The organism is Bacillus sp. MT94, from assembly GCF_058792475.1.
In genome coordinates, this window is record NZ_JBXAEZ010000005.1 from 124,474 (window position 1) to 144,700 (window position 20,227).

General features: G+C 35.6%; 20 protein-coding genes and 1 pseudogene. 10 read left to right on the forward strand and 11 right to left on the reverse strand.

Annotation, left to right across the window (positions count from 1 at the left end; translation table 11 throughout):
- Positions 1-815, reverse strand: an 815-nt coding sequence (locus AC1Q51_RS18820) for an SH3 domain-containing protein (RefSeq protein ID WP_492331640.1), incomplete at its 3' end; no start/stop codon positions are given.
- Between the two features lie 213 nt (positions 816-1,028).
- Entirely contained in the window at positions 1,029-1,520 is a 492-nt protein-coding gene (locus tag AC1Q51_RS18825; RefSeq protein ID WP_016512657.1) for a hypothetical protein, read from the reverse strand.
- 97 nt (positions 1,521-1,617) lie between these two features.
- On the opposite strand from AC1Q51_RS18825, the pseudogene AC1Q51_RS18830 reads away from it, so the two are divergent.
- The 4 genes and pseudogenes from AC1Q51_RS18830 to AC1Q51_RS18845 form a co-directional block, all read left to right on the forward strand.
- Positions 1,618-1,770 (forward strand): annotated as a pseudogene (locus AC1Q51_RS18830) (GNAT family N-acetyltransferase); the annotation flags it as partial.
- 155 nt (positions 1,771-1,925) lie between these two features.
- Positions 1,926-3,263, forward strand: coding sequence for an FAD-binding oxidoreductase (locus AC1Q51_RS18835; protein ID WP_016512656.1), 1,338 nt, complete (start codon positions 1,926-1,928; stop codon positions 3,261-3,263).
- Between the two features lie 336 nt (positions 3,264-3,599).
- Positions 3,600-4,082: a hypothetical protein gene (locus AC1Q51_RS18840; protein ID WP_016512655.1), complete on the forward strand. Its 483-nt coding sequence runs from the start codon at positions 3,600-3,602 to the stop codon at positions 4,080-4,082.
- 121 nt (positions 4,083-4,203) lie between these two features.
- Complete coding sequence (locus AC1Q51_RS18845; RefSeq protein ID WP_003270899.1) at positions 4,204-4,554, forward strand: hypothetical protein; 351 nt, start codon at positions 4,204-4,206, stop codon at positions 4,552-4,554.
- Between the two features lie 134 nt (positions 4,555-4,688).
- On the opposite strand, the gene AC1Q51_RS18850 is transcribed toward AC1Q51_RS18845, so the two are convergent.
- On the reverse strand, positions 4,689-5,735 hold the full coding sequence (locus AC1Q51_RS18850; protein WP_090977735.1) for a DUF2332 domain-containing protein: 1,047 nt from the start codon (positions 5,733-5,735) through the stop codon (positions 4,689-4,691).
- Between the two features lie 382 nt (positions 5,736-6,117).
- On the opposite strand from AC1Q51_RS18850, the gene AC1Q51_RS18855 reads away from it, so the two are divergent.
- Entirely contained in the window at positions 6,118-7,620 is a 1,503-nt protein-coding gene (locus AC1Q51_RS18855; RefSeq protein ID WP_023522282.1) for a malate:quinone oxidoreductase, read from the forward strand.
- A 49-nt stretch (positions 7,621-7,669) separates the two neighbouring features.
- Here AC1Q51_RS18855 and lsrB read toward each other — a convergent pair whose 3' ends face one another.
- Genes lsrB through AC1Q51_RS18875 form a run of 4 tightly spaced genes read right to left on the reverse strand, consistent with a single transcriptional unit; the run spans position 7,670 to position 12,127 of the window.
- Positions 7,670-8,713 (reverse strand): autoinducer 2 ABC transporter substrate-binding protein LsrB, encoded by a 1,044-nt coding sequence (gene lsrB / locus AC1Q51_RS18860; protein WP_000823652.1) that lies wholly within the window; start codon positions 8,711-8,713, stop codon positions 7,670-7,672.
- Complete coding sequence (locus AC1Q51_RS18865) at positions 8,710-9,699, reverse strand: ABC transporter permease (RefSeq protein WP_139213292.1); 990 nt, start codon at positions 9,697-9,699, stop codon at positions 8,710-8,712. The genes lsrB and AC1Q51_RS18865 overlap by 4 nt, the downstream gene beginning before the upstream one ends.
- Positions 9,696-10,649: an ABC transporter permease subunit gene (locus AC1Q51_RS18870; protein ID WP_492331641.1), complete on the reverse strand. Its 954-nt coding sequence runs from the start codon at positions 10,647-10,649 to the stop codon at positions 9,696-9,698. The genes AC1Q51_RS18865 and AC1Q51_RS18870 overlap by 4 nt, the downstream gene beginning before the upstream one ends.
- Entirely contained in the window at positions 10,646-12,127 is a 1,482-nt protein-coding gene (locus AC1Q51_RS18875) for a sugar ABC transporter ATP-binding protein (RefSeq protein WP_100910180.1), read from the reverse strand. The genes AC1Q51_RS18870 and AC1Q51_RS18875 overlap by 4 nt, the downstream gene beginning before the upstream one ends.
- Positions 12,128-12,306: 179 nt before the next feature.
- Here AC1Q51_RS18875 and AC1Q51_RS18880 point away from each other — a divergent pair, with 179 nt between their 5' ends.
- The 5 genes from AC1Q51_RS18880 to AC1Q51_RS18900 all read left to right on the forward strand — a co-directional run bounded on the left by AC1Q51_RS18880 (position 12,307) and on the right by AC1Q51_RS18900 (position 16,667).
- Entirely contained in the window at positions 12,307-13,257 is a 951-nt protein-coding gene (locus AC1Q51_RS18880) for a sugar-binding transcriptional regulator (RefSeq protein ID WP_139213291.1), read from the forward strand.
- Positions 13,257-14,819 carry an autoinducer-2 kinase gene (gene lsrK / locus AC1Q51_RS18885; protein WP_090977731.1) on the forward strand — a complete coding sequence of 521 codons (1,563 nt, stop codon included), beginning with the start codon at positions 13,257-13,259 and terminating at the stop codon, positions 14,817-14,819. The genes AC1Q51_RS18880 and lsrK overlap by 1 nt, the downstream gene beginning before the upstream one ends.
- 25 nt (positions 14,820-14,844) lie before the next feature.
- Positions 14,845-15,207: a cupin domain-containing protein gene (locus AC1Q51_RS18890; RefSeq protein WP_000909986.1), complete on the forward strand. Its 363-nt coding sequence runs from the start codon at positions 14,845-14,847 to the stop codon at positions 15,205-15,207.
- A 6-nt stretch (positions 15,208-15,213) separates the two neighbouring features.
- Positions 15,214-15,996 carry a 3-hydroxy-5-phosphonooxypentane-2,4-dione thiolase gene (gene lsrF / locus AC1Q51_RS18895; protein ID WP_000219782.1) on the forward strand — a complete coding sequence of 261 codons (783 nt, stop codon included), beginning with the start codon at positions 15,214-15,216 and terminating at the stop codon, positions 15,994-15,996.
- A 65-nt stretch (positions 15,997-16,061) separates the two neighbouring features.
- The gene (locus tag AC1Q51_RS18900; protein WP_492331642.1) at positions 16,062-16,667 is read left to right on the forward strand and encodes a hypothetical protein; all 606 of its coding nucleotides are present in this window, start codon (positions 16,062-16,064) and stop codon (positions 16,665-16,667) included.
- 104 nt (positions 16,668-16,771) lie between these two features.
- On the opposite strand, the gene AC1Q51_RS18905 is transcribed toward AC1Q51_RS18900, so the two are convergent.
- The 4 genes from AC1Q51_RS18905 to AC1Q51_RS18920 all read right to left on the reverse strand — a co-directional run bounded on the left by AC1Q51_RS18905 (position 16,772) and on the right by AC1Q51_RS18920 (position 20,164).
- Positions 16,772-17,191, reverse strand: a complete 420-nt coding sequence (locus AC1Q51_RS18905; RefSeq protein WP_000773084.1) for a VOC family protein — start codon at positions 17,189-17,191, stop codon at positions 16,772-16,774.
- Between the two features lie 234 nt (positions 17,192-17,425).
- Complete coding sequence (hmoA, locus tag AC1Q51_RS18910; RefSeq protein ID WP_000469496.1) at positions 17,426-17,752, reverse strand: heme-degrading monooxygenase HmoA; 327 nt, start codon at positions 17,750-17,752, stop codon at positions 17,426-17,428.
- 96 nt (positions 17,753-17,848) lie between these two features.
- Entirely contained in the window at positions 17,849-19,063 is a 1,215-nt protein-coding gene (locus tag AC1Q51_RS18915) for an MFS transporter (protein WP_000843810.1), read from the reverse strand.
- Between the two features lie 57 nt (positions 19,064-19,120).
- The gene (locus AC1Q51_RS18920; protein WP_492331643.1) at positions 19,121-20,164 is read right to left on the reverse strand and encodes an ArsR/SmtB family transcription factor; all 1,044 of its coding nucleotides are present in this window, start codon (positions 20,162-20,164) and stop codon (positions 19,121-19,123) included.
- Positions 20,165-20,227 lie beyond the last annotated feature (63 nt).

Genomic DNA, 20,227 nt, shown 5'->3' on the forward strand with positions numbered 1-20,227 from the left:
ATTTCTTGCGCTTTCGGTTCTTCTTTAACTTTTACTTCTTCTTTGACTTTTGCCTCTTCTTTAGGCTTTACTATTTCTTGCGCTTTTACTTCTTCTTTAACTTTTGCCTCTTCTTTAGGCTTTACTATTTCTTGTGCTTTCGGTTCTTCTTTAACTTTTACTTCTTCTTTGACTTTTGCCTCTTCTTTAGGCTTTACTATTTCTTGTGCTTTCGGTTCTTCTTTAACTTTTACTTCTTCTTTAGGCTTTACTATTTCTTGTGCTTTCGTTGTTTCTTTCGCTTTTGCTACTTTCTGCGTCTTTACTTCTTTCTTTTCTTTAACTGATTTTTGTACTTTCGCTACTTGCTTCGTTTTCTCTTCAGTTTTCTTTTCAGTTGGTGCTGTACTTGATAGGAAAGAAACGTTTGCATAAGCAATTTTTCCTTTATACTCAAATTCCAACCATCCGTCTTTTACTTGATGCGTTGATTCAATTACATCATCTTTTTTTAGTCTGCCAAGAATTTCTGAATCTGTGTTTGCTTCGGTACGTACATTTAACAAATTCGCCGTTACATGATACACATCTTTTGTAAACTCCGAACTTACAAACACTTCTTTACCGTTCAATTCAATTTTTGACCAGCCATCTTCGGTATTGATGACTTTTAACTCTTGCCCATTCTTTACTTTTTCGACCACTTTTGATTCTGTAGTCGGTTTTTCACGTACGTTAAGTACATCTGCTGTTACGATTGTTTCTGCGGTAGCAGTTGTGGTAAACGCCCCCAATCCAAAAATAGTTGCTGTTGCTGCGCCAATTACTTTTTTCATATTAGCCTCCATTATATTTTTTTGAATTTTATCAAATGTCTCTGTAAAATTGTATAATTTTACATAATATCAAAACATTTGCAACAGTATATTAATACGGCTTAATATACTGTTATTAAAACTCCTCACTTCAATACTAACAAATTCTTATTTCTAATTCTATATATTATAAATCTCCTTATCTTTTATAAAAGCTTCATGCCCTTCTTCACACTAAATAGTTGTTGCAATTCCCGCCAAAAATAAACTTACGATTGCTAAAATTTGAGTAGCGACTATAGCCCCTCTTAAATGAAACTTATAATCTTTATATCCTTTCATACCTGCCGTACTAGGAATCACAACAAACCTTGGAGTAATCCAGCAAAAAATTAGCCAATCAATTATAAGTAAATCTACTAAATTGAAAATCATTAAAATACCAAAAGTGTGTAAATAAGCATCAATATACAATAATTTTTCATGCTTATGTAATATATATGTAGAAACGAAAGGACAACCGAAAAGAATAGCATTGTATACAATATTAAAGTAAATGGTTTGCTTTTTTTCATGAATCGATTTTGGAAAAACTACTTTTTGAATATCTTTTGGATAATCAGTTAATGAAAGTCGAGGATTATAATATAAGGACCCTAAAATCATTACGGATAGTACAATAGACATGATGATACCAACGTACATCATTTGCTCAAATTGATTCATATGCTTCATTCACCCTTTTCTGTAATTACTATGTTAATCATTCACTTAATTACACATTGTATGTACGTACATAATCAAAAATTAACATCTAGCTTTAATAGTGAAGCAAACAGATGTAAACCTACTAAAAGCAATGATCGATCCAAATAATATCCCTTCTCGCAAAATTTTACTAAGCGTAGGTTTTACATCGGAGAAAGTTTGTGAGATTGATGGATTACCTGGGGAAATTTTGAGCACATACATATAATTACAAAAAGGCAGTGCTACTTAAGTAGCACTGCCTTTTTCTTTATTGGAATAATCCTTTTCCTTTATTCATTTACTTATAAAGTATTGTCAGTTCTTCTTTATGTTCTGTATTTCCACATTATAAATATTTCACGTCAAGGAGAGATGACTGAAATGAATAATCAAAAAATTGAACTTACTGGTCGTATCGTTACACCTAATGATCCTGATTATAATTCAGCGCGTGAAGAATTCAATACATTCTTCAACAAATTTCCGTTAATCATTATTTTTGCTCAAAATACGCAGGATGTAGTAAACGCTGTTCGCTGGTCAAGGCTACATAACGTTCCTATACGCATGCGCTCTGGACGTCATAATTATGAGGCATTATCCGTCAGTAATGCTGGTCTTGTAATTGATGTAAGTGAAATGAAGCAATTAGAAATAGATCACAATAATGGAACTGTAACTATCGGGACTGGATGGAGAAATATTTCTTTAATTGAAACACTTGCAGCTGAAGGATTAGTTGTGCCGAGTGGTGTTTGTCCTACTCCCGGGATTGCAGGTGTTACTTTAGGTGGCGGACATAGTATTCTCTCTCGTCCGTTTGGATTAACTCTCGATCATTTACTTGAATTAGAAATGGTAGACGCGAATGGTTGTATAATACGCGCTAACGCCAAGTGTAACTCCGATCTCTATTGGGCTTCGCGCGGTGCTGGTGGTGGTAACTTTGGAATATGTACTTCGTTTAAGTTTCGAACACATAAAATTAATACGGTAGGATTTGCAGAAATAAGCTGGGGGATATCAGATTTAAAACCTGTATTAACCTCTTGGCAAGAATATACGCTACCTTGCGCTAATAAACGACTTACAACTACTCTTTTTATGTCTGCAGGATTAGAACCATCATTATTAATGCAAGGTGTATTTCTCGGTTCTGTACAAGAATTGCAGTCGCTACTACAGCCATTACTAGAAGCCGGTTCACCACTGCAAGTAACTATCGAAGAGATACCATGGGCAGAAGCAGCAGCGAAAATAGCTGAGAAGCAACCTGCAACACCTTTACCATTTAAAAGTGTTGGTCCATATGTATATGAACTATTACCAGAAGAAGGACTATCCATTATCGATCACTTTATTAATAATGCACCTCCCTTTTCCACCACCTCCGTATTTTTCCACGGATTAGGCGGTGCTGTTGCTGAGGTGCCAAATGAGGCGACTGCTTACTTTTACCGAAAAGCACTATCAAACATGTCAATATTCGCTACTTGGGAGCAACCAGAAGGTGCTGGCGGAAGTATTCGATGGGTTGAAGACTTCCGTTTGGCAATGCTTCCATTTACAAAAGGTGTCTATGTTAATACTCCTGACCTATCCATTAAAAATTGGCCAGATGCATACTTCAGTTGCAACTTTGACCGATTAATGGAAGTAAAAGCAAAATATGATCCGAAAAATGTCTTTAACTTTCCGCAAAGTATTCCGCTTTTTTAAACTATATATTCCACCTAGTATATCAAAATATAAAACATCCATTTTTTAAATGGGTGTTTTATAAACTAAGTTTACATAATATAATTATTAGTTACTTTTTTTGCTAAATATCTATTCAACAATCCAAAGTAACACTTTCTCAAACTCTTTTTTGGGCAACATACTTTCTTTTATATAGCCATTCTTTTAATTGTACTTCATCCAAAGTTTCGTTCCCCTCTCGTAATCTTTCACACTATATTCGCTCGTTTTTCACAAAAGGTTCATTTTACATGAAAATTTATTTATTACAATAAAAATATAAGGTATATTTTTAAGAAAAGGAGGATTTCAAGAATGAATCAAGAGGATAAAATTTACGCTGAAAAAGTGTTGGAAAATCTATTCATCGGATCACAAGTTGATGGATTACAATTTGGTATTTCTCCAGCCGCTATAAAGATTCATTTCACAAACTTTCACGACTCAGTTGATTATGACGGACAATTATATATCAATATCGAATCCAAATGGTGTTTATTTAATAAACCTCAAAAAAGATACCCATTAAATGAAGATGAATTTGAAGTTTATTCTGAGGAAGAAGAATATGAAAGAATATTTAAGATAAGAAGACAAAAAGTTACCGATATACGACTCGGCTTAGAAAGCCCTCATTTAATTATTACATTAGAGAGTGGACAAATTATTTTTGTAAATGGTTTTCATGATTATTATGAATGTTGGCAATCTGGTGTTCTATGTGAGCAATGGCTTGTAGTCGCTGCACCTGGGAATGAAATCGCCACTTGGGCTCCCGATGAGTTTATCGATAAATAAACTGTCTTCACGAAGAAGAACCGAAGATATTTTATGAACTACATAACTATTTCTATTACACTTAAACGAATGACCATTTTACTTTAATAGAACTCACTTTATTAAAGCTGAAAGGATGATAATGATGGCATGTGTCCATGATTTTGGAATAATTGACGATTTTACTTCTCAAAAAAATTACGAAGATTATACACCAGAGAAATATCATTGTATTTCTGTTGATGATGATATTATCAGTAGCTTAAATCGAAATTTATCAATTATGAAAACCTACTTTCATACAGTCAAAAATCAAGAACACGGTTTAGCTCATTACGGTATTACAATTATCCCGCCTGAATCATTAGCAATTTTCTATGAAACAGTTACATCTTCAAAGTTCTTCAGAAAATATGATGAGCTGAATGAGTTAGCTTCAAAAATTGTACAAGCCGCAGCAGAACAGAAGTACATGATCCATTATGGGGTTTAAATGTAATTCAAAAAATGCTTAGGATTTCTCCGAAGCATTTTTTGTATGTTACTAATAAATTTATTTCCTTAACCATTTAGTCCATGATTGAGCCTATGGCCCCACCTTTTACAAGTGAGGGCGCCCCTATTAATCTAAATAGGCGTCTCATTTCCAATCTTCCAGCTAAACCATTTCCCATGCCCTTCTGTTTCTCCAACCGTTTCACGATATTCGTTTCCGTTAATATAATAATCAATATGAAGGTCACGATCCCACATGTTGTTATAAAGGTGGAATACATCACGTTTTGCGCCAATTTCTTGTATTTGTTTTTCTAACTTATGTTTTACTTGTTCTGGTATTTGATTTGCGACGTGTGTATGGAAAATACAAATAACAGCTTCTTCACTTATTTGTTCAATAATAGATGATAATAGCTCTACACCGTCTCCTTCTATGAATTGGACAGATTCATTTTTCACTAAAGATGCAGCTTGATCAAACATCTCAAGCCTTTCTTTATGTTCTGGCCAAATTAAAGCACGTAACCATAAATAATCTTCCTCATTATGTAAATCATTCACATGTAAGTCCAGTCCGATTCTTTCTACGACAGATGGGCCTTCTTTTAGAAAATGCGGTACATTCTCCCCTCTTATTTCAGAAGTTACATGCACATTTGAATTTATATTTCCGTACATTTCATCCGTCCCGTACGAATAACTATATTGGTCCCAGAACAGTTGCAACCCAGAACTTGTCCCAATTTCAATTAACGCTAACGGCTTCTTCACTTTGTTAAATATGTAGCAGAAACTTGGGTATAAGTATGCACACCGTCTTACTTCATTCGTTTGAACGAGTTTCGTTTGTAACAATGTAATGATTTCTTCTCGGTACTCTTTACAGAAATCTTTAAAATGATCAAAAGCTTTATTTAAATTTGTATCGGCATTTTCAACTAAACTACTATAATACGTTTTTAAATGATGTTCTTTCCCTGCTAACAATAAATAATGTACTGCACCTAATAGTAAGTTTGGGACTGGTTGACCTACCTGAGCACAGGACGATAGTGTAAGTACTTCCTCATCTTCAGCAATTTTCATTGATAAATATTCATATAAATCACTTGACCCTTTACATTCCTTTATTGAAAAGTTTCGAAATAAGTTTGAAATTTGTTCTTTTGTACACATTAGAGTCCCTCCTTTTTATTTTTTTCAGAATAATCTTACCATTACAGAAAGAATAATCCCATAAAAAGGTACTCGATTTAGTCACTTAAGGATACGTAAGCTTTTTCGAGATAATTTCAAACTGTAATTTTTTTCTATTTATCACCTTAAAAGAGCTTGTTAAATAAGATTTTTAGCGAATAAAACGTTAAATAGTTTAAAATTATCAGATAACACTAGATATTTTAGTCTATTAATTATTATAATAGAGTATGAGATGGTTATATAATTGAGACAAAAAAGGTATACACCTAGGTGGGGCCTAGGCGGTGTTTCTCTTTTACGGCTTAGACATAGAAAACACCTACACTTTTTTGCCAATATAGGGGATGGAGAGATTATCATGAGCAACATGCAGCAAAAAACAGACGTTATCTTAATTGGTGCAGGAATTATGAGTGCAACGTTAGGCTCATTACTAAAAGAATTAGCACCAGAATGGGAAATTAAAGTTTTTGAAAAACTCGCAAGTGCCGGGGAAGAAAGCTCTAACGAATGGAATAATGCAGGTACAGGGCATTCTGCGCTATGCGAACTGAACTATACTTCCGAAAAACCTGACGGATCTATAGATATTAGTAAGGCTGTAAAAGTGAATGAGCAATTCCAGCTTTCAAGACAATTTTGGGCATATCTTGTAAAGAGCAAATTAATTCGTAATCCACAAGATTTTATTATGCCACTACCTCATATGAGTTTAGTACAAGGGGAAAAAAATGTTGAGTTTCTAAAAAACCGTTTTGAAGCGCTTTCGAAAAATCCACTGTTTCAAGGTATGGAATTTTCCGATGCTCCTGAAACATTAAAAAAATGGCTTCCACTCATTATGGAAGGCCGCACATCTAATGAATCGATGGCGGCAACGAAGATTGACTCTGGAACAGATGTTAACTTCGGTGCATTAACACGTATGTTGTTTGATTACTTAAAAACAAAAAATGTCGAGCTAAACTACAAGCATAGTGTTGAAAATATTAAGCGCACGAAAAATGGTTTGTGGGACGTGAAAGTACACGATATGAATAGTGGTAAAATTGAGCATCATACTGCTAAATTCGTCTTTATTGGCGGCGGTGGCGGTAGTCTACCTCTACTTCAAAAGACTGGTATCCCTGAATCAAAGCATATCGGTGGATTCCCGGTAAGTGGACTATTTATGGTATGTAAAAACCAAAAAGTTGTAGAGCAGCATCATGCGAAAGTGTACGGTAAAGCTAAAGTTGGCGCTCCGCCAATGTCTGTACCTCATCTAGATACGAGATATATAGACAATAAAAAAGCTTTACTGTTTGGACCATTCGCAGGCTTTTCACCTAAATTCTTAAAAACTGGTTCAAATCTTGACTTAATCGGTTCTGTAAAACCGAATAACGTCTTAACGATGTTAGCTGCTGGTGTAAAAGAAATGGGACTTACAAAATACTTAATTCAGCAAGTTATGTTATCGCACGAAAAACGTATGGAAGAATTACGCGAATTCATTCCGAACGCGAAAAGTGAAGATTGGGATATTGTAGTTGCTGGACAACGTGTACAAGTAATTAAAGATACTGATGCTGGCGGTAAAGGAACACTTCAATTTGGTACAGAAGTAGTAAGTGCAGCTGACGGCTCAATCGCCGCATTACTAGGTGCATCACCAGGTGCTTCTACTGCTGTTCACGTCATGCTTGAAGTATTAGAAAAATGTTTCCCAAGCCGCATGGTAGAATGGGAAGAAAAAATAAAAGAAATGATTCCTTCATATGGCATTTCACTAACTGAAAATCCAAGATTGTTCCAAGATCTTCACACTTCGACTGGTCGTACACTTGGATTAAACGAAAAAGAAACTGTTCATAATTAATGAAGAAATAAAAAAAACGTCCGATATATTCGGACGTTTTTTTTGTCTACTAAAAATTATACTTATCAATATTATCTTTCGTAAATACAACTCGTTCTGGCAATACGATAATTCCGTTTCCTTCTGCCTCATAATCATATCCTTGAATGGAGTTTGGCTCTACTTTCACTTTTCCGATTCCTTTTACTTCAAAGCTATCCCCTACTTTTAACTTCTTTCCTTTTACAACAATCTCATTTGCTACATAAGTTGCCAACGCACCTTGCTGTTTGACATCCCATAATCCGAATTGTTGTACTGTTCCTCGTTTTACATAATCACGCATAACGTTCGGTGTAGAAAATCCAGTTACCACTACTTTTTTATCCATTTTTAAGTTTTCAGCTGCTTGCGCCATGGCTGGGAGTGCTGTTGCATCTGGACAAATAACTGCGTTAATATCTGGATACGTTTTTAATATGTTCTCCCCTACGGATAAAGATTTTTGTGCATTATTTTCACCGTACTGCGTCGTTACAATTTCCCAGTTCGGATATTTCTTTTTAATAATTTCTTTCGCTTTCGTTACCCATTGGTTTTGATCCGTTACTGTTGGACTAGAATAAAAGAACGCTACTTTCCCTTTATCTCCAATTTGCTTGGAAGTCATTTCAATTAATAAGTTAGCAAGTTGGTCTGGTGTCCCTTGACTTATATAAAAAGAACGGTCTTTGGGATTCACATCAGAATCCCACGTTAAGACAGTCATTCCTTTTTTCTTAGCACGTTGCAATGATTGCGATAAACCATCAACTGATGTAGAGGAAACCATAAGTGCATCATAATTTTGGTTAATAAAATTATTTATATACTTTACTTGCCCTGATACACTCGCTTCAGACGGCCCATCATATTTCACTTGTACGCCTAGCTTATCTCCCATCTCCTTTGCTCCTTCACCGCCCGATGTAAAGAAGCCAACTCCAGTTAATTTCGGGATAAATGCAAATTTCACATCATCCGCTTTTTTCTTATCTGCCGTTTGACTAGAACAAGCGATTAAACCTATTAAACAAATACATACAATCAATACAATCCCTAGTTTTCTCTTCATGACATTTCCCCCTTATGCCAACTCTGTCTTTTCCCCGCTAAAAATTGATGTAATTTGAAATGTCTCATAATAACTGAAAGAATAAGGATAATACCTATTACGACATTTGATTGTTCATTTGTTAAGCCTGTCATTTGTAGGCCATATTGCATAAGGCCTATAAAAATACTTGCAAGTACAGTACCGAAAATACTTCCTTTTCCACCTGTAATAAGTGTCCCGCCTAATACGACTGCTGTAATGATTGGTAATATTGTTTCACTTCCTATATCAGCACGTGCAGAACCGAAATATGCAGTTAAGAAAACTCCCCCTAATCCACCTCCTAACCCAGAAAGTATGTAAGCAATGATTACTACTTTCTTCGTCTTAATCCCGGTGTATTTTGCTGTATTTTCATTCGCACCTGTTAATTTTACGTAGCGTCCATATATCGTTCGGTGAAACAAAATTGTGTATACAATTGTTAATGAAATAAGTAACCATAATAAATTGGGTATTCCTATAAAACTACCATTTGCTAGTTTTACATAAGTATCAGGTAAACCGCTTATCCCTTCATATCCAGAAGCACCCGCCCCTCCTGAAATGACAAGCGCAATTCCTCCGTATAAAAACATCGTTCCGAGTGTAACGACTAGTGGTTCTACATCTGTCATTTTTATAATGAGTCCATTTAAAGCTCCTGCTAAACAACTAATTATTAGGGCGATTATGACAGCAAACAAAATAGGTATTCCGTTCATCCAAAGTACACCAATCAAGATCGAAGTGAGCCCCATTATTGATCCGACCGATACATCAATTCCTCCTGTTACAATAACGAAAGTCATTGGTATCGCCGCAATTGCGATAAATAGGAAATCATTTGTACTAAAAAGGAGATTACTAATATTTAAGAAATCACTATTTATAAAACTAAAAAGGATGAATTCTATAAGAAGTAATACAATTAGAACCCCTTCCCATCTATATAAATACTTCATAGATTCATCCTCCTTTTTGCCTTCCACTTTTTCATAACACTATCTAATATGATGATGAGTAATAATAAAAAGCCTGAAATGGCATTATTCCAAAATGCTGGTATTTTTAAAAAGACGAGTGAGCTGCTTATTGTTTCTAAAAATAACGCTCCTAATGCAGCTCCAAATATAGAACCTGTTCCTCCTTTTAAATGAATTCCTCCTAGTACAGCGGCTGCGATTACTTGTAATTCTAATCCTGTACCTGTTTGATTTGGGACGAACCCGATATTCATAACAAATATGCAACCAGCGAGCGCAGCGCTTATGCCTGAAATCATAAACGCATATATCTTCACTTTATTAACAGGTATACCAATAAGCCTCGCGCCATCTTCATTATCACCTACTGCATAAAAGTATCTTCCCAATGGCACTTTTCTTAAAAAGAAGTATAGTAGTAGTAAAATAATAAAAACGAACCATACAGTTATAGGTAAACCAAGAATGATGATAGATGACAGCTGCTTAAAATCGTTTGGAATATCTTCAATCCACTTCCCGCCTGTGAAAATTAACATTGCACCTCTAACAATTCCTAACATGCCTAATGTCATAATAATGGCTGGTACCCGAAACTTCGCAACTCCAATACCATTTACGAAACCGATAATGGCCCCAAGTATAATAGCTACAAATATCGACAAGAATGCACTATCCCCATTCGTTAACATCATTCCGCAAACTGCTGCACTTAACCCCATGCTTGAACTAACTGATACATCTATATTTTTCGTAAATAAGACGAACGATTGGCCAATTGCTAGCACGACTAAAATAACGCTAGATTTCATCATTAAAGATAATGAATTAAATTGAATAAAACTAGGGTTTATCATTCCTACAATAGCTATATACATTAGTAGTAACAGTATGATAGACGTTTCATGCATTTTTAACATACGTTTCATTTCGCTACACCTCCGTTTGCAAGGCGTGTAACTTCATTCACACTCAGTTGTTCTTTTTCCATATGAGAAACAAATCGTCCATTTCTCATTACATATACACGGTTTACTAATTGAACAATTTCTTCAACATCTGAAGAGATTAATAAAATTGCAAGTCCTTCCTTTTTCATTTTTTCTATCGTCTCATACACTTCAAGCCTTGCTTTCACATCAATTCCGCGAGTCGGTTCATCAAGAATAATAATTTTCGGATTACATGCGAGATACTTCGCAAGTACGACTTTTTGCTGATTTCCTCCCGATAAAGATGCGAGTTCTTCATTCATATTCTGTACAACAATTCGGAATTGTTCTATAAACAAATTAACTAAAGCGCTTTCTTTTTCTTGATTTATAAAAAAGCGATTATTTTGCTGTAAACTTGCTGCTGCAATATTTTCTTTAACAGAAGCAATTGAGAAAATTCCATTCCTCGCCCTATCCTCTGGCACATAAACTAGTCCTTCGTCTAGCCTTTTATGCAAAGAACACGTATCAATTGATTTTCCATCTAATAAGATAGACCCTGATTTTATAGTTTTCAATCCAAATATCGCTTCTGCTAATTCCGTTCTGCCAGATCCTATAATGCCAGCAACACCTACAACCTCTCCCGCATGTACAGTGAATGATATATTTTCGAATGCGTGACCATTTATATCAACCACTTCTAATATTTTTTTCGTCTTTGCTGTCTCTTGAACTACTTCTATTTTCTCTTTCTGTTTATATCCTTTTGGCAATAGTCCTTCCATCAGCATGTCATATGTATAGTCACATACATCACCTTGGCTTACAACCATTCCATCACGTAGTATTGCTACTTTGTTTGCAATTTCAAAGATTTCTGGAAAACGATGCGTAATATAAATCATCCCAATTCCTTTTTCTTGCAAGCTTTTCATCAGCACAAAAAGACTCTTAATTTCATGAGTTGTTAATGTCGATGTTGGCTCATCTAAAATAAGAATCTCAGCGTCTCGTATTAATCCTCTAATGATTTCTACTAACTGTTGCTGCGCAATGGATAACGATCCTCCCTGTTCATTAAGATCAATATCCCAACTTAAACTGTTAATTAATTGCTGAACTTTTACTTTTAGTTTCTTTCTATTCCCCTCTAATCCAATACATATATTTTCTTCAATGGTCATATGAGGAAAAATGAGCGGTTCTTGTGGTATTAAATAAATCCCTTCTTGGTGTGCTTCTTTTGGATTTGCAAACTGCTGTCTCTTTCCTTTCACATACATTTCTCCACTATCATACGAATATAACCCCGTTAATATTTTCATTAATGTCGATTTCCCGGCGCCATTTCCACCAACTAAAGCGTATATATCACCATGCTCTACTTGTAAGTTCACTTCCTTTAGCACAAGTTGATTCGAAAACGCCTTACTCATTTTCTTCACTTGTAATAAGGGCACATTCTCCACATGATGTCACCTGCCTTTACCCAGAACATTTTTTGAGAAAATGATTATTTGTTCTACTTGTTTTGTAGCATTGTATATTCCTTTTTTCATATCTAGAACACTTTTTTCAATGTACTATTAATCGTTTCAACTGGAATAAACAAAATATGTGACACATATGTTTAAGCATTGGTCAATTGTTGAAAGGGATGAAGAGTATGTCACAGCTGAACTTTGAAGAAAATTTATTAACTAAAGTAGCCTGGTACTATTATAAAGATCAATTAACACAACAAGAGATTGCTTCACTTCTTCATATTTCAAGAAATAAAGTCGTCCGGTTATTAGATAAGGCACGCAGTGAAGGTATCGTTACATTTCACGTAAAAGGAACCGGTTTGCATTGCTTGAGCATTGAACGTGACTTAATGAAAAAGTTCCACTTGAAAGATGCCTTTATTATCCCTACTCCAATAGACAATTATGCTACTTCTCTCGGAAAAGCCGCTGCACAATATTTAGAGACTCATCTCCAACAAGGTGATTTACTCGGCATCGGCTGGGGTGAAACAATAAGTAAAATGCTAGAAAACATTCATTTTGAAAGTTCTATTAATCTTTCATTCGTAACGCTAACAGGCGGAGTAAACCACTATCTTCCAAGAAAACAAAACTATTTACACTACATGCAAGGTGATCTTCATATTATTCCTACTCCTTTTCTAGCATCTTCTACTGAAATGGCACAAAGTATTTTATCAGAACCAAGTGTGAAAGATATGCTTCATGTCGCTTCACTTGCACATACGGCAGTTGTCGGTATTGGCGGGTTATCTCAAGACGCTACGATTGTAAAAGAAGAAAAATTAACGCTACGTGAAATGACATATATTCGAAGTCAAAACGGAGCGGGCGATATTTTAGGACAGTTTTATAATACGAATGGTGAGTTATTAGAGCTCTCGCATCATAATCGTCTAATTGGCACACCACTTACGATTCTTCGCAGCATGAAGCATGTCATTGGTGTGGCTGGAGGTACTCAAAAGATAGATGCCATTTATGGGGCTTTAAAAGGGAAATTTATTCATACATTAATTACTGATGAAGAAACTGCGCTCTCCTTATTAAGAAAGGAAGGTGATTCTTAATGTCTACTTTATTAGCTTTCGATGCTGGTACAGGAAGCATTCGAGCTGTTCTTTTTGATTTACATGGCAATCAAATTGCAGTAAGTCAAAAAGAATGGGTTCATAAAACTGATCCTCGTTACCCCGGTTCTATGAATTTTGATGTAGAAGAAAACTGGCAACTTGTACAACAGTGTACGAAAGAAGTTCTGCAAAAAAGTAATATACTTCCCTCTTCTATTCAAGCTATTAGCGCTACAAGTATGCGAGAAGGTTTTGTTTTATATGATAAAAATGGGCAAGAAATATGGGCATGTGCAAATGTTGATGGCCGTGCATCCGCTGAAGTTAGTGAGCTAAAAGAAATCCGCTCACATCTTGAAGAAGATTTATACAGAAAATCTGGGCAAACTTTTTCATTAGGTGCTTTACCACGTCTACTCTGGATAAAAAAACATGAACCCGACGTCTATAATAATATTTACTCTTTTACAATGTTAAACGATTGGATTTTATATAAACTAAGCGGCGTACTACAAATTGATCCCTCAAACGGATGCACGTCAGGTATTTTTGACTTACAAAATAGAGTGTGGGATAACGATGTCGCTAAGGAGTGCGGTCTATCTTTGCCATTTTCACCAACAGTAAATGAAGCTGGTACAGTAATTGGCAACGTTACAAAAGAGTGTGCAGCACTAACTGGTTTACTTGAAGGGATTCCTGTCGTCGCTGGTGGCGGTGATGCTCAAATGGCAGCACTCGGGACTGGAGTCGTAAAGCCAAATCAAACTTTAATATGCGGCGGCAGCTTTTGGCAACAGGAAGTGAATATTACAGAGTCAACAACGGATCCAAATGCTGCAATTCGAGTAAATTGTCACGTCGTTCCGAACCTTTGGCAATATGAAACGATTGCCTTTTTCCCTGGCCTCGTTATGCGTTGGTTTCGAGACGCTTTTTGCCAAGAAGAAAAAAAGTTCGCTGAAAAACTCGGTGTAGACGCTTATGAATTATTAGAAGAACAAGCGAAAGACGTACCTGTCGGTTCATATGGTATTATCCCTACTTTTTCAAACGTTATGAACTACATTTCTTGGCGTCATGCCGCACCTTCATTCTTAAATTTAAGTTTAGACGCTGACAAATGCGGAAAAAAGGAAATGTTCCGTGCTATTGAAGAAAATGCGGCCTTCGTTACACTTGGAAACTTAAAACTAATTGAAAATCTTACTGGTACATTCCCTTCTGAAGTTGTTTTTGCTGGCGGTGCCGCTAAAGGGAAACTATGGCCACAAATTCTATCAGACGTACTCGGCATTCCTGTAAAAGTACCCGTTGTGAAAGAAGCAGCTGCTTTAGGAACTGCAATTGCTGCTGGAGTTGGCGCTGGCATATATTCATCTATGGAAGAGACTGCCGAACAATTTGTACAGTGGGAAAATACATTTGAACCAATCACTGAAAATCACGAACTATATAAAGAGTTCTATGAAACATGGAAAACTGTATATGACAGTCAGCTCGCTTTAGCTGATAAAGGGCTCACCTCACATATGTGGATTGCGCCTGGTGCACTGTAACACATTACATAAAGGAGTGAACTGTATGTTAAAAGCGAATGAAAATGACTTCTCCTATCGCTTCGGTGATAACGGGCCGAAATATTTAATACAAGGTCCAAATATTGATCTTGGCCTTGTTGTCATTCAACCGGGCCAGGAGTTTCAAAACCATTATCATACGACGTGCGAAGAGGTCTTTTATGCATTAGAAGGTGAAATAGATTTCTATGTGAATAATGAAAGAGTTCCAATTAAACAAGGTGATGTCCTGCAAGTTCGTCCTCATGAATCTCACTATCTTATTAACCATTCTGACAAACCTTTTAAAGCTGTTTTTATTAAGTCACCACATTTACCAAATAAAGATACTGTACAAACGGAAAATCCAACATTAACGAAGGAGTGATTTTGAATGACTTGGGGATTTAAAAATCGATTAAATACAATTTTACCTGATGGTAGAGCGGTTATGTTAGCAATAGATCACGGCTACTTTTTAGGGCCAATTCACGGGCTAGAACAACCACTTGAAACAGTTAAAAACTTACTTCCTTATACAGACTCCCTCTTTTTAACACGCGGTGTACTTAGCTCCTGTATTCCTGAAAACTGCAGCACACCGATGGTTATGCGTGTATCCGGTGGCGCTACTGTCGTCGGTAAAGATTTAGCGAATGAAACAATTGTTACACCTGTGAAGGAAGCAGTGAAGCAAAACGCAATTGGCGTTGGCGTTTCTGTTTTTGTCGGATCAGACTATGAAACACAAACTGTTACAAATCTCGCAAATGTAGTTTCTGAAGCTCATGATTACGGCCTACCAGTACTCGGCATTACCGCAGTCGCAAAGGAATTACAAAAACGTGAAGCTCGCTTTCTAGCACTTGCTTCCCGCGTATGTGTTGAAATGGGTGCTGATATTATTAAAACGTATTACTGCGAAGGATTCGAAAAAATAACGAGCACATGCCCTGCCCCAGTCGTCATCGCGGGTGGCCCAAAACTAGATTCAATTGAAGACGCATTAAACATTACGTACAATGCATTGCAAGAAGGCGCTATCGGAGTAGACATGGGCCGAAACATATGGCAATCCGAGCACCCAGCTGCGATGATTCAAGCAATACATGGTATTGTGAAAAATGGATTGAATGTGAAAGAGGCACTTGAACTTTATGATGATGTGAAGAATTAATGTGAAAAGACAGACTATTTATTAGTCTGTCTTTTTTGTTAAAATAAAGTAAAGGAGGAATGATTATGCGAAGAATGACTTTCGAACGTCCTACCGATCATTACGATGAACGCTTATACTCTATTGATGAAAAAATTTGCGCCCTATTAAAAGAACGAAAAGAACTTTCAGGTGATGACCCAAGTTTTCCACATGATGAAGCGATTTATAAATGGGCTAAGCAATACGAATTCTATCCAGACTATCTAAACTCATTATTCTCTTCCATGATGGATGAAGAAGAATTTAAACCTCGCGTTGAACCAACTGGCTTCAAAAAACATGTACCTGTTTTTAAAACTTATGAACATAATGGCGTCATGTATACTGTAACTTTTATTCGGCAATATGCAAATGCTAGTGTAGTTTATTTATATAGCGATTGGGATTCCACGGATGAAGATTTTATTGAAAATAAGCCTCATAGTTTCTTCCAATTATTAATAGATGATACATACGATTGCTGGTCAGAAGGTGGTGGCGGCACCGATGGACATATGAATCATCAATTCGTTATATCTCCTGTCCTTCCTGATAATTTGTCTGGAATAAGCTTACGATTTAAAGAACTCAGTATGCCGTTTAGGAAAGATCAAGCTGTGCTTGAATTTGAAATTCAGATAGACAAATAAAGTGAGACTTTACTCAATCCACAAATAGTAAGATAAATAAGGTAATAAAATAAACAAGCCCCTTTCCAAACTGGATAAGGGGCTAAATATGCACCTTCAAATGATTACTCTTGGTGATTACTATTAAGCTTTGAAACTTTCTTACCTTCTCTATAATCAAGACAAGACACTTCAATTAATAAGCCATTAAATACTGTAAAATAAAAACCATAACTACTACCTCGCATCGAATAAGGTTCCTTATCTATTTCAATGCCGCCTGCTACTAAACGATTATACGCTTGATCAACTTCATTTGAAGTATCCACTAAAAAACCAATATGAAAAGCTTCCGGATACGTAACTTCCTTATTCCCTTTAAATGCTTTTGGATCACTTAGCACAAGTATAAATCCACTCTCATCACTCATAACTACAAGTGCTTTCCCTTTTTGTTCCAAAAATTGAAAATCAAAAAATGTTTCAAAGAAATGTCTCGCTTCTGATAAATCATCAACACATAAATTTAAATGATTCAGCTTCATGTACTCATCTCCTTTTAAACAGAAGGGATATAGACTCATTTTCATAACCCTTAAATATGTAAGGCAAGATATTCAAGCGTTCCATCTAAGACTATGCTTTATAAGTCTAATATTTTTTTCTATATCCTAGAACATTTTTTTAATGAATGAAAGATTTCCTATCATTTACATCCCCCCAGTAATAAAAAAGAGGATACATGTTTGCTTCTACAACATGTATCCTCTACTTATATATTACGACTGCTGATAAGCCGCTTTCGATGATTTTACATAATAAACTGCATGATCCACATTAATAATATGATCTGGTTTTGGTTTACCACGGCCTGCTCTATGTCCAGCTAAATGTTCTTCACTTGTTTCCCAGTTTTTCCATGCTTCTTCAGATTCCCAGCGAATCATTACGACAACTTCTTCGTCGCCGCGTCTTACTTTTTTCACAAGAACACTTAAATCGATGAAGCCTTCAAATTTTTCAATAATACCTTCTCCAGTGAAACGTTCTACAACTATATTTGATGTACCTTCTTTTACTGTAAATGTTTTCGTTTCGATAAACATATATCCCACTCCCTCTTTGTTATACGAATACTAGTATTCTTCTATTATAATTGATTATGATAATTATTTTCAATTGTAAAGTTTTAATTTTTTGAATTATGCTGATTTCTTTTCTATCGCCTCATCTAAAAATTTGAAATATGGAAGTAACATCCCTATTAAAGATGTAACACATATAATTGCACCGATGATTACATATAGCGCTCTTACTCCCCACATTTCACTCAATATTCCCCCTACTAACACACCTAATGGCATAGCGGATCGTATAAAAAATAAACGCACTGAAAATACTTGCCCTATCATATTATTTGGGACGGTTTGTTGGCATATTGTTGTGTTATGAACATTGAAAAATGCAATACAAATCCCTGCTATTACTTCAATTATTATTGCAATGATAATACTATGATTGAATCCTAATGAAATGTATGTGAGTCCCCCTATAAACAATCCTCCGAGCATAAGTATACGCCGGCTTTTATATGTTACTTTTCCGACTAGTATAGATCCAACTACATAGCCAAGTGGGAATCCGGCCATAAAATAACCATATTCCGCATATCCCGCTGATAGCTCGTCTTTTATATAAGGAAGATTTGTGACCATCGTTACCCCAACTCCAAATTGCACGAAAGTAAGAAATATACCGAGCCAAACGATGATTGGTTTTGTGAAAAAATATGTAAAACCGTGAAGAAATTGTTCTAGCCACGTTTTCCGAATAGGTTGCGACGTTCTATTTTCTTTTATATAAAATAAGAAAGCACCACTAACAAATAGACAAATACATACGAAAGATAATGTAAGTTCTGTTCCAATCAAATGAATGACTACTCCGCCTAATACTGGCGCAAGAAACATCATAAGGCGAGTCATTCCATCAATGTACGCATTTGCATCTTGAAGTTGTTCTTTCCCTACAATGCTCGGTGTAATTGCTTGACTTGCAGGTGTATAAAGTGGTGTAATAAGTCCTACTACAATTTGAACAACATAAATGTGCCAAACTTCTATACTACCTGTAACTAGCATCACTAAAGGTAATAAGAATACGGACGCTCGTATCCATTGTGAACAAATCATAATCCACTTCCGGCTCCATTTATCAATAAATGGGCCACTTATTAATTGCAATATGAGTGATGGGATGAAATATAATAGCCACATACTACTTAAAGCCATTTCCGATCCTGTTAATTCATATACTAGAATTGAATTACATAACGTTCCGAAAGCCCCTCCTAATTCTGAGATTGCACTACCAATCCACATAAAAAAGAAAGAACGATTTTTCAATACACTCTTCACTATAGCTCACCAACTTTTCTCTTAAATTCCTCCCTTTATGTACATTCTTGTTGCATATTATCTATTCAAAAACGCTTCTAATTCTTTTGCTAACGACTGTACTGCTTTCTTCCTTAATACATATTTTCCGTCATGTATATCAACTAACTTCGCTGCACGTAACAATTTCAAATGATGGTGTACTGTCGATTTACCAAGCTGCAATCTTTCCGTTATTTCCTGTAAAGTAAGTTCTTTTTCAAACAACATTTTTACAATTCGCAATCTCGCTTCATCCCCAAGAGCCTTATGTTTTTGAACTAAAAAATAATTCGGTTCATACGAATCTTCAGGATGAATGCTTTCATTCGCAACTGGATAATGAAATACTTTCGTATCTTCAATATCTGCTTCAATATTCCACGGTCTGTACGTCATTTGCGGAATAAGAAGTACGTGATGAACACTTGGCTCTGGCATATAGTTCACTCCGCCAGTTGCCCACTCGACAAACTCTTCCGGTTTCATCTTTTTATTCATTTCATTTTTTGCTTCATAATCTCGTTTTAATATAGAAAGTATTTCTTCTTCCTCTTTCTTAATTACACTCTCATACCAACCTGTCATAACAGCAATTAAATGAGATTTCAGCACTTGGACATCAACATCACATATAAAACGAATATACATAGAGAAAAACTGATGTTCTTGTGTCAGTTCCATTAGTTCATGTATTGCAGTTACGTTTCCACTTGCCGCTAAAGTTCTTTTTTCTTGGTACTTCTCTCCTAAAAACGGTAAACATATATACTTCAAACCTTCTTCTGAAAGTAAATCAATTTTAAAATTAAACTGCGATAAATCTTGAAAATCCTCTTCATACAATAACTGAAGCAATGCTTTCCACGTATTATGTTCTTCTACAAACTGTAAGTGTTCTTCCATCTCATCTGTTAATGATTGTCTAATTCCTTTCCATTCACTTTCAGTCTTTTCAAGAGTATCAATTAACCTTTTATGAGTAATTGCTGCAATGCCAAGTGCACATTCGAAAAGTATCGAATATTTCACCTGAACGTTGTATGTTTCCCTCTTTTTACTCTTTATGTGATAGACCTCCATTTTTATCCCCTCCTTGTTTGCTATGTATTAAATTCTATTTTTATCGAATTTTACCTTCTATTC

Excerpts from the sequence above, each read along its gene's own strand:
- AC1Q51_RS18825 (WP_016512657.1), bottom strand. The coding sequence starts at position 1,520 with ATGAATCAATTTGAGCAAATGATGTACGTTGGTATCATCATGTCTATT.
- AC1Q51_RS18835 (WP_016512656.1), top strand. The coding sequence starts at position 1,926 with ATGAATAATCAAAAAATTGAACTTACTGGTCGTATCGTTACACCTAAT.
- AC1Q51_RS18840 (WP_016512655.1), top strand. The coding sequence starts at position 3,600 with ATGAATCAAGAGGATAAAATTTACGCTGAAAAAGTGTTGGAAAATCTA.
- AC1Q51_RS18845 (WP_003270899.1), top strand. The coding sequence starts at position 4,204 with ATGATGGCATGTGTCCATGATTTTGGAATAATTGACGATTTTACTTCT.
- AC1Q51_RS18850 (WP_090977735.1), bottom strand. The coding sequence starts at position 5,735 with ATGTGTACAAAAGAACAAATTTCAAACTTATTTCGAAACTTTTCAATA.
- AC1Q51_RS18855 (WP_023522282.1), top strand. The coding sequence starts at position 6,118 with ATGAGCAACATGCAGCAAAAAACAGACGTTATCTTAATTGGTGCAGGA.
- lsrB (WP_000823652.1), bottom strand. The coding sequence starts at position 8,713 with ATGAAGAGAAAACTAGGGATTGTATTGATTGTATGTATTTGTTTAATA.
- AC1Q51_RS18865 (WP_139213292.1), bottom strand. The coding sequence starts at position 9,699 with ATGAAGTATTTATATAGATGGGAAGGGGTTCTAATTGTATTACTTCTT.
- AC1Q51_RS18870 (WP_492331641.1), bottom strand. The coding sequence starts at position 10,649 with ATGAAACGTATGTTAAAAATGCATGAAACGTCTATCATACTGTTACTA.
- lsrK (WP_090977731.1), top strand. The coding sequence starts at position 13,257 with ATGTCTACTTTATTAGCTTTCGATGCTGGTACAGGAAGCATTCGAGCT.
- AC1Q51_RS18890 (WP_000909986.1), top strand. The coding sequence starts at position 14,845 with ATGTTAAAAGCGAATGAAAATGACTTCTCCTATCGCTTCGGTGATAAC.
- lsrF (WP_000219782.1), top strand. The coding sequence starts at position 15,214 with ATGACTTGGGGATTTAAAAATCGATTAAATACAATTTTACCTGATGGT.
- AC1Q51_RS18900 (WP_492331642.1), top strand. The coding sequence starts at position 16,062 with ATGCGAAGAATGACTTTCGAACGTCCTACCGATCATTACGATGAACGC.
- AC1Q51_RS18905 (WP_000773084.1), bottom strand. The coding sequence starts at position 17,191 with ATGAAGCTGAATCATTTAAATTTATGTGTTGATGATTTATCAGAAGCG.
- hmoA (WP_000469496.1), bottom strand. The coding sequence starts at position 17,752 with ATGTTTATCGAAACGAAAACATTTACAGTAAAAGAAGGTACATCAAAT.
- AC1Q51_RS18920 (WP_492331643.1), bottom strand. The coding sequence starts at position 20,164 with ATGGAGGTCTATCACATAAAGAGTAAAAAGAGGGAAACATACAACGTT.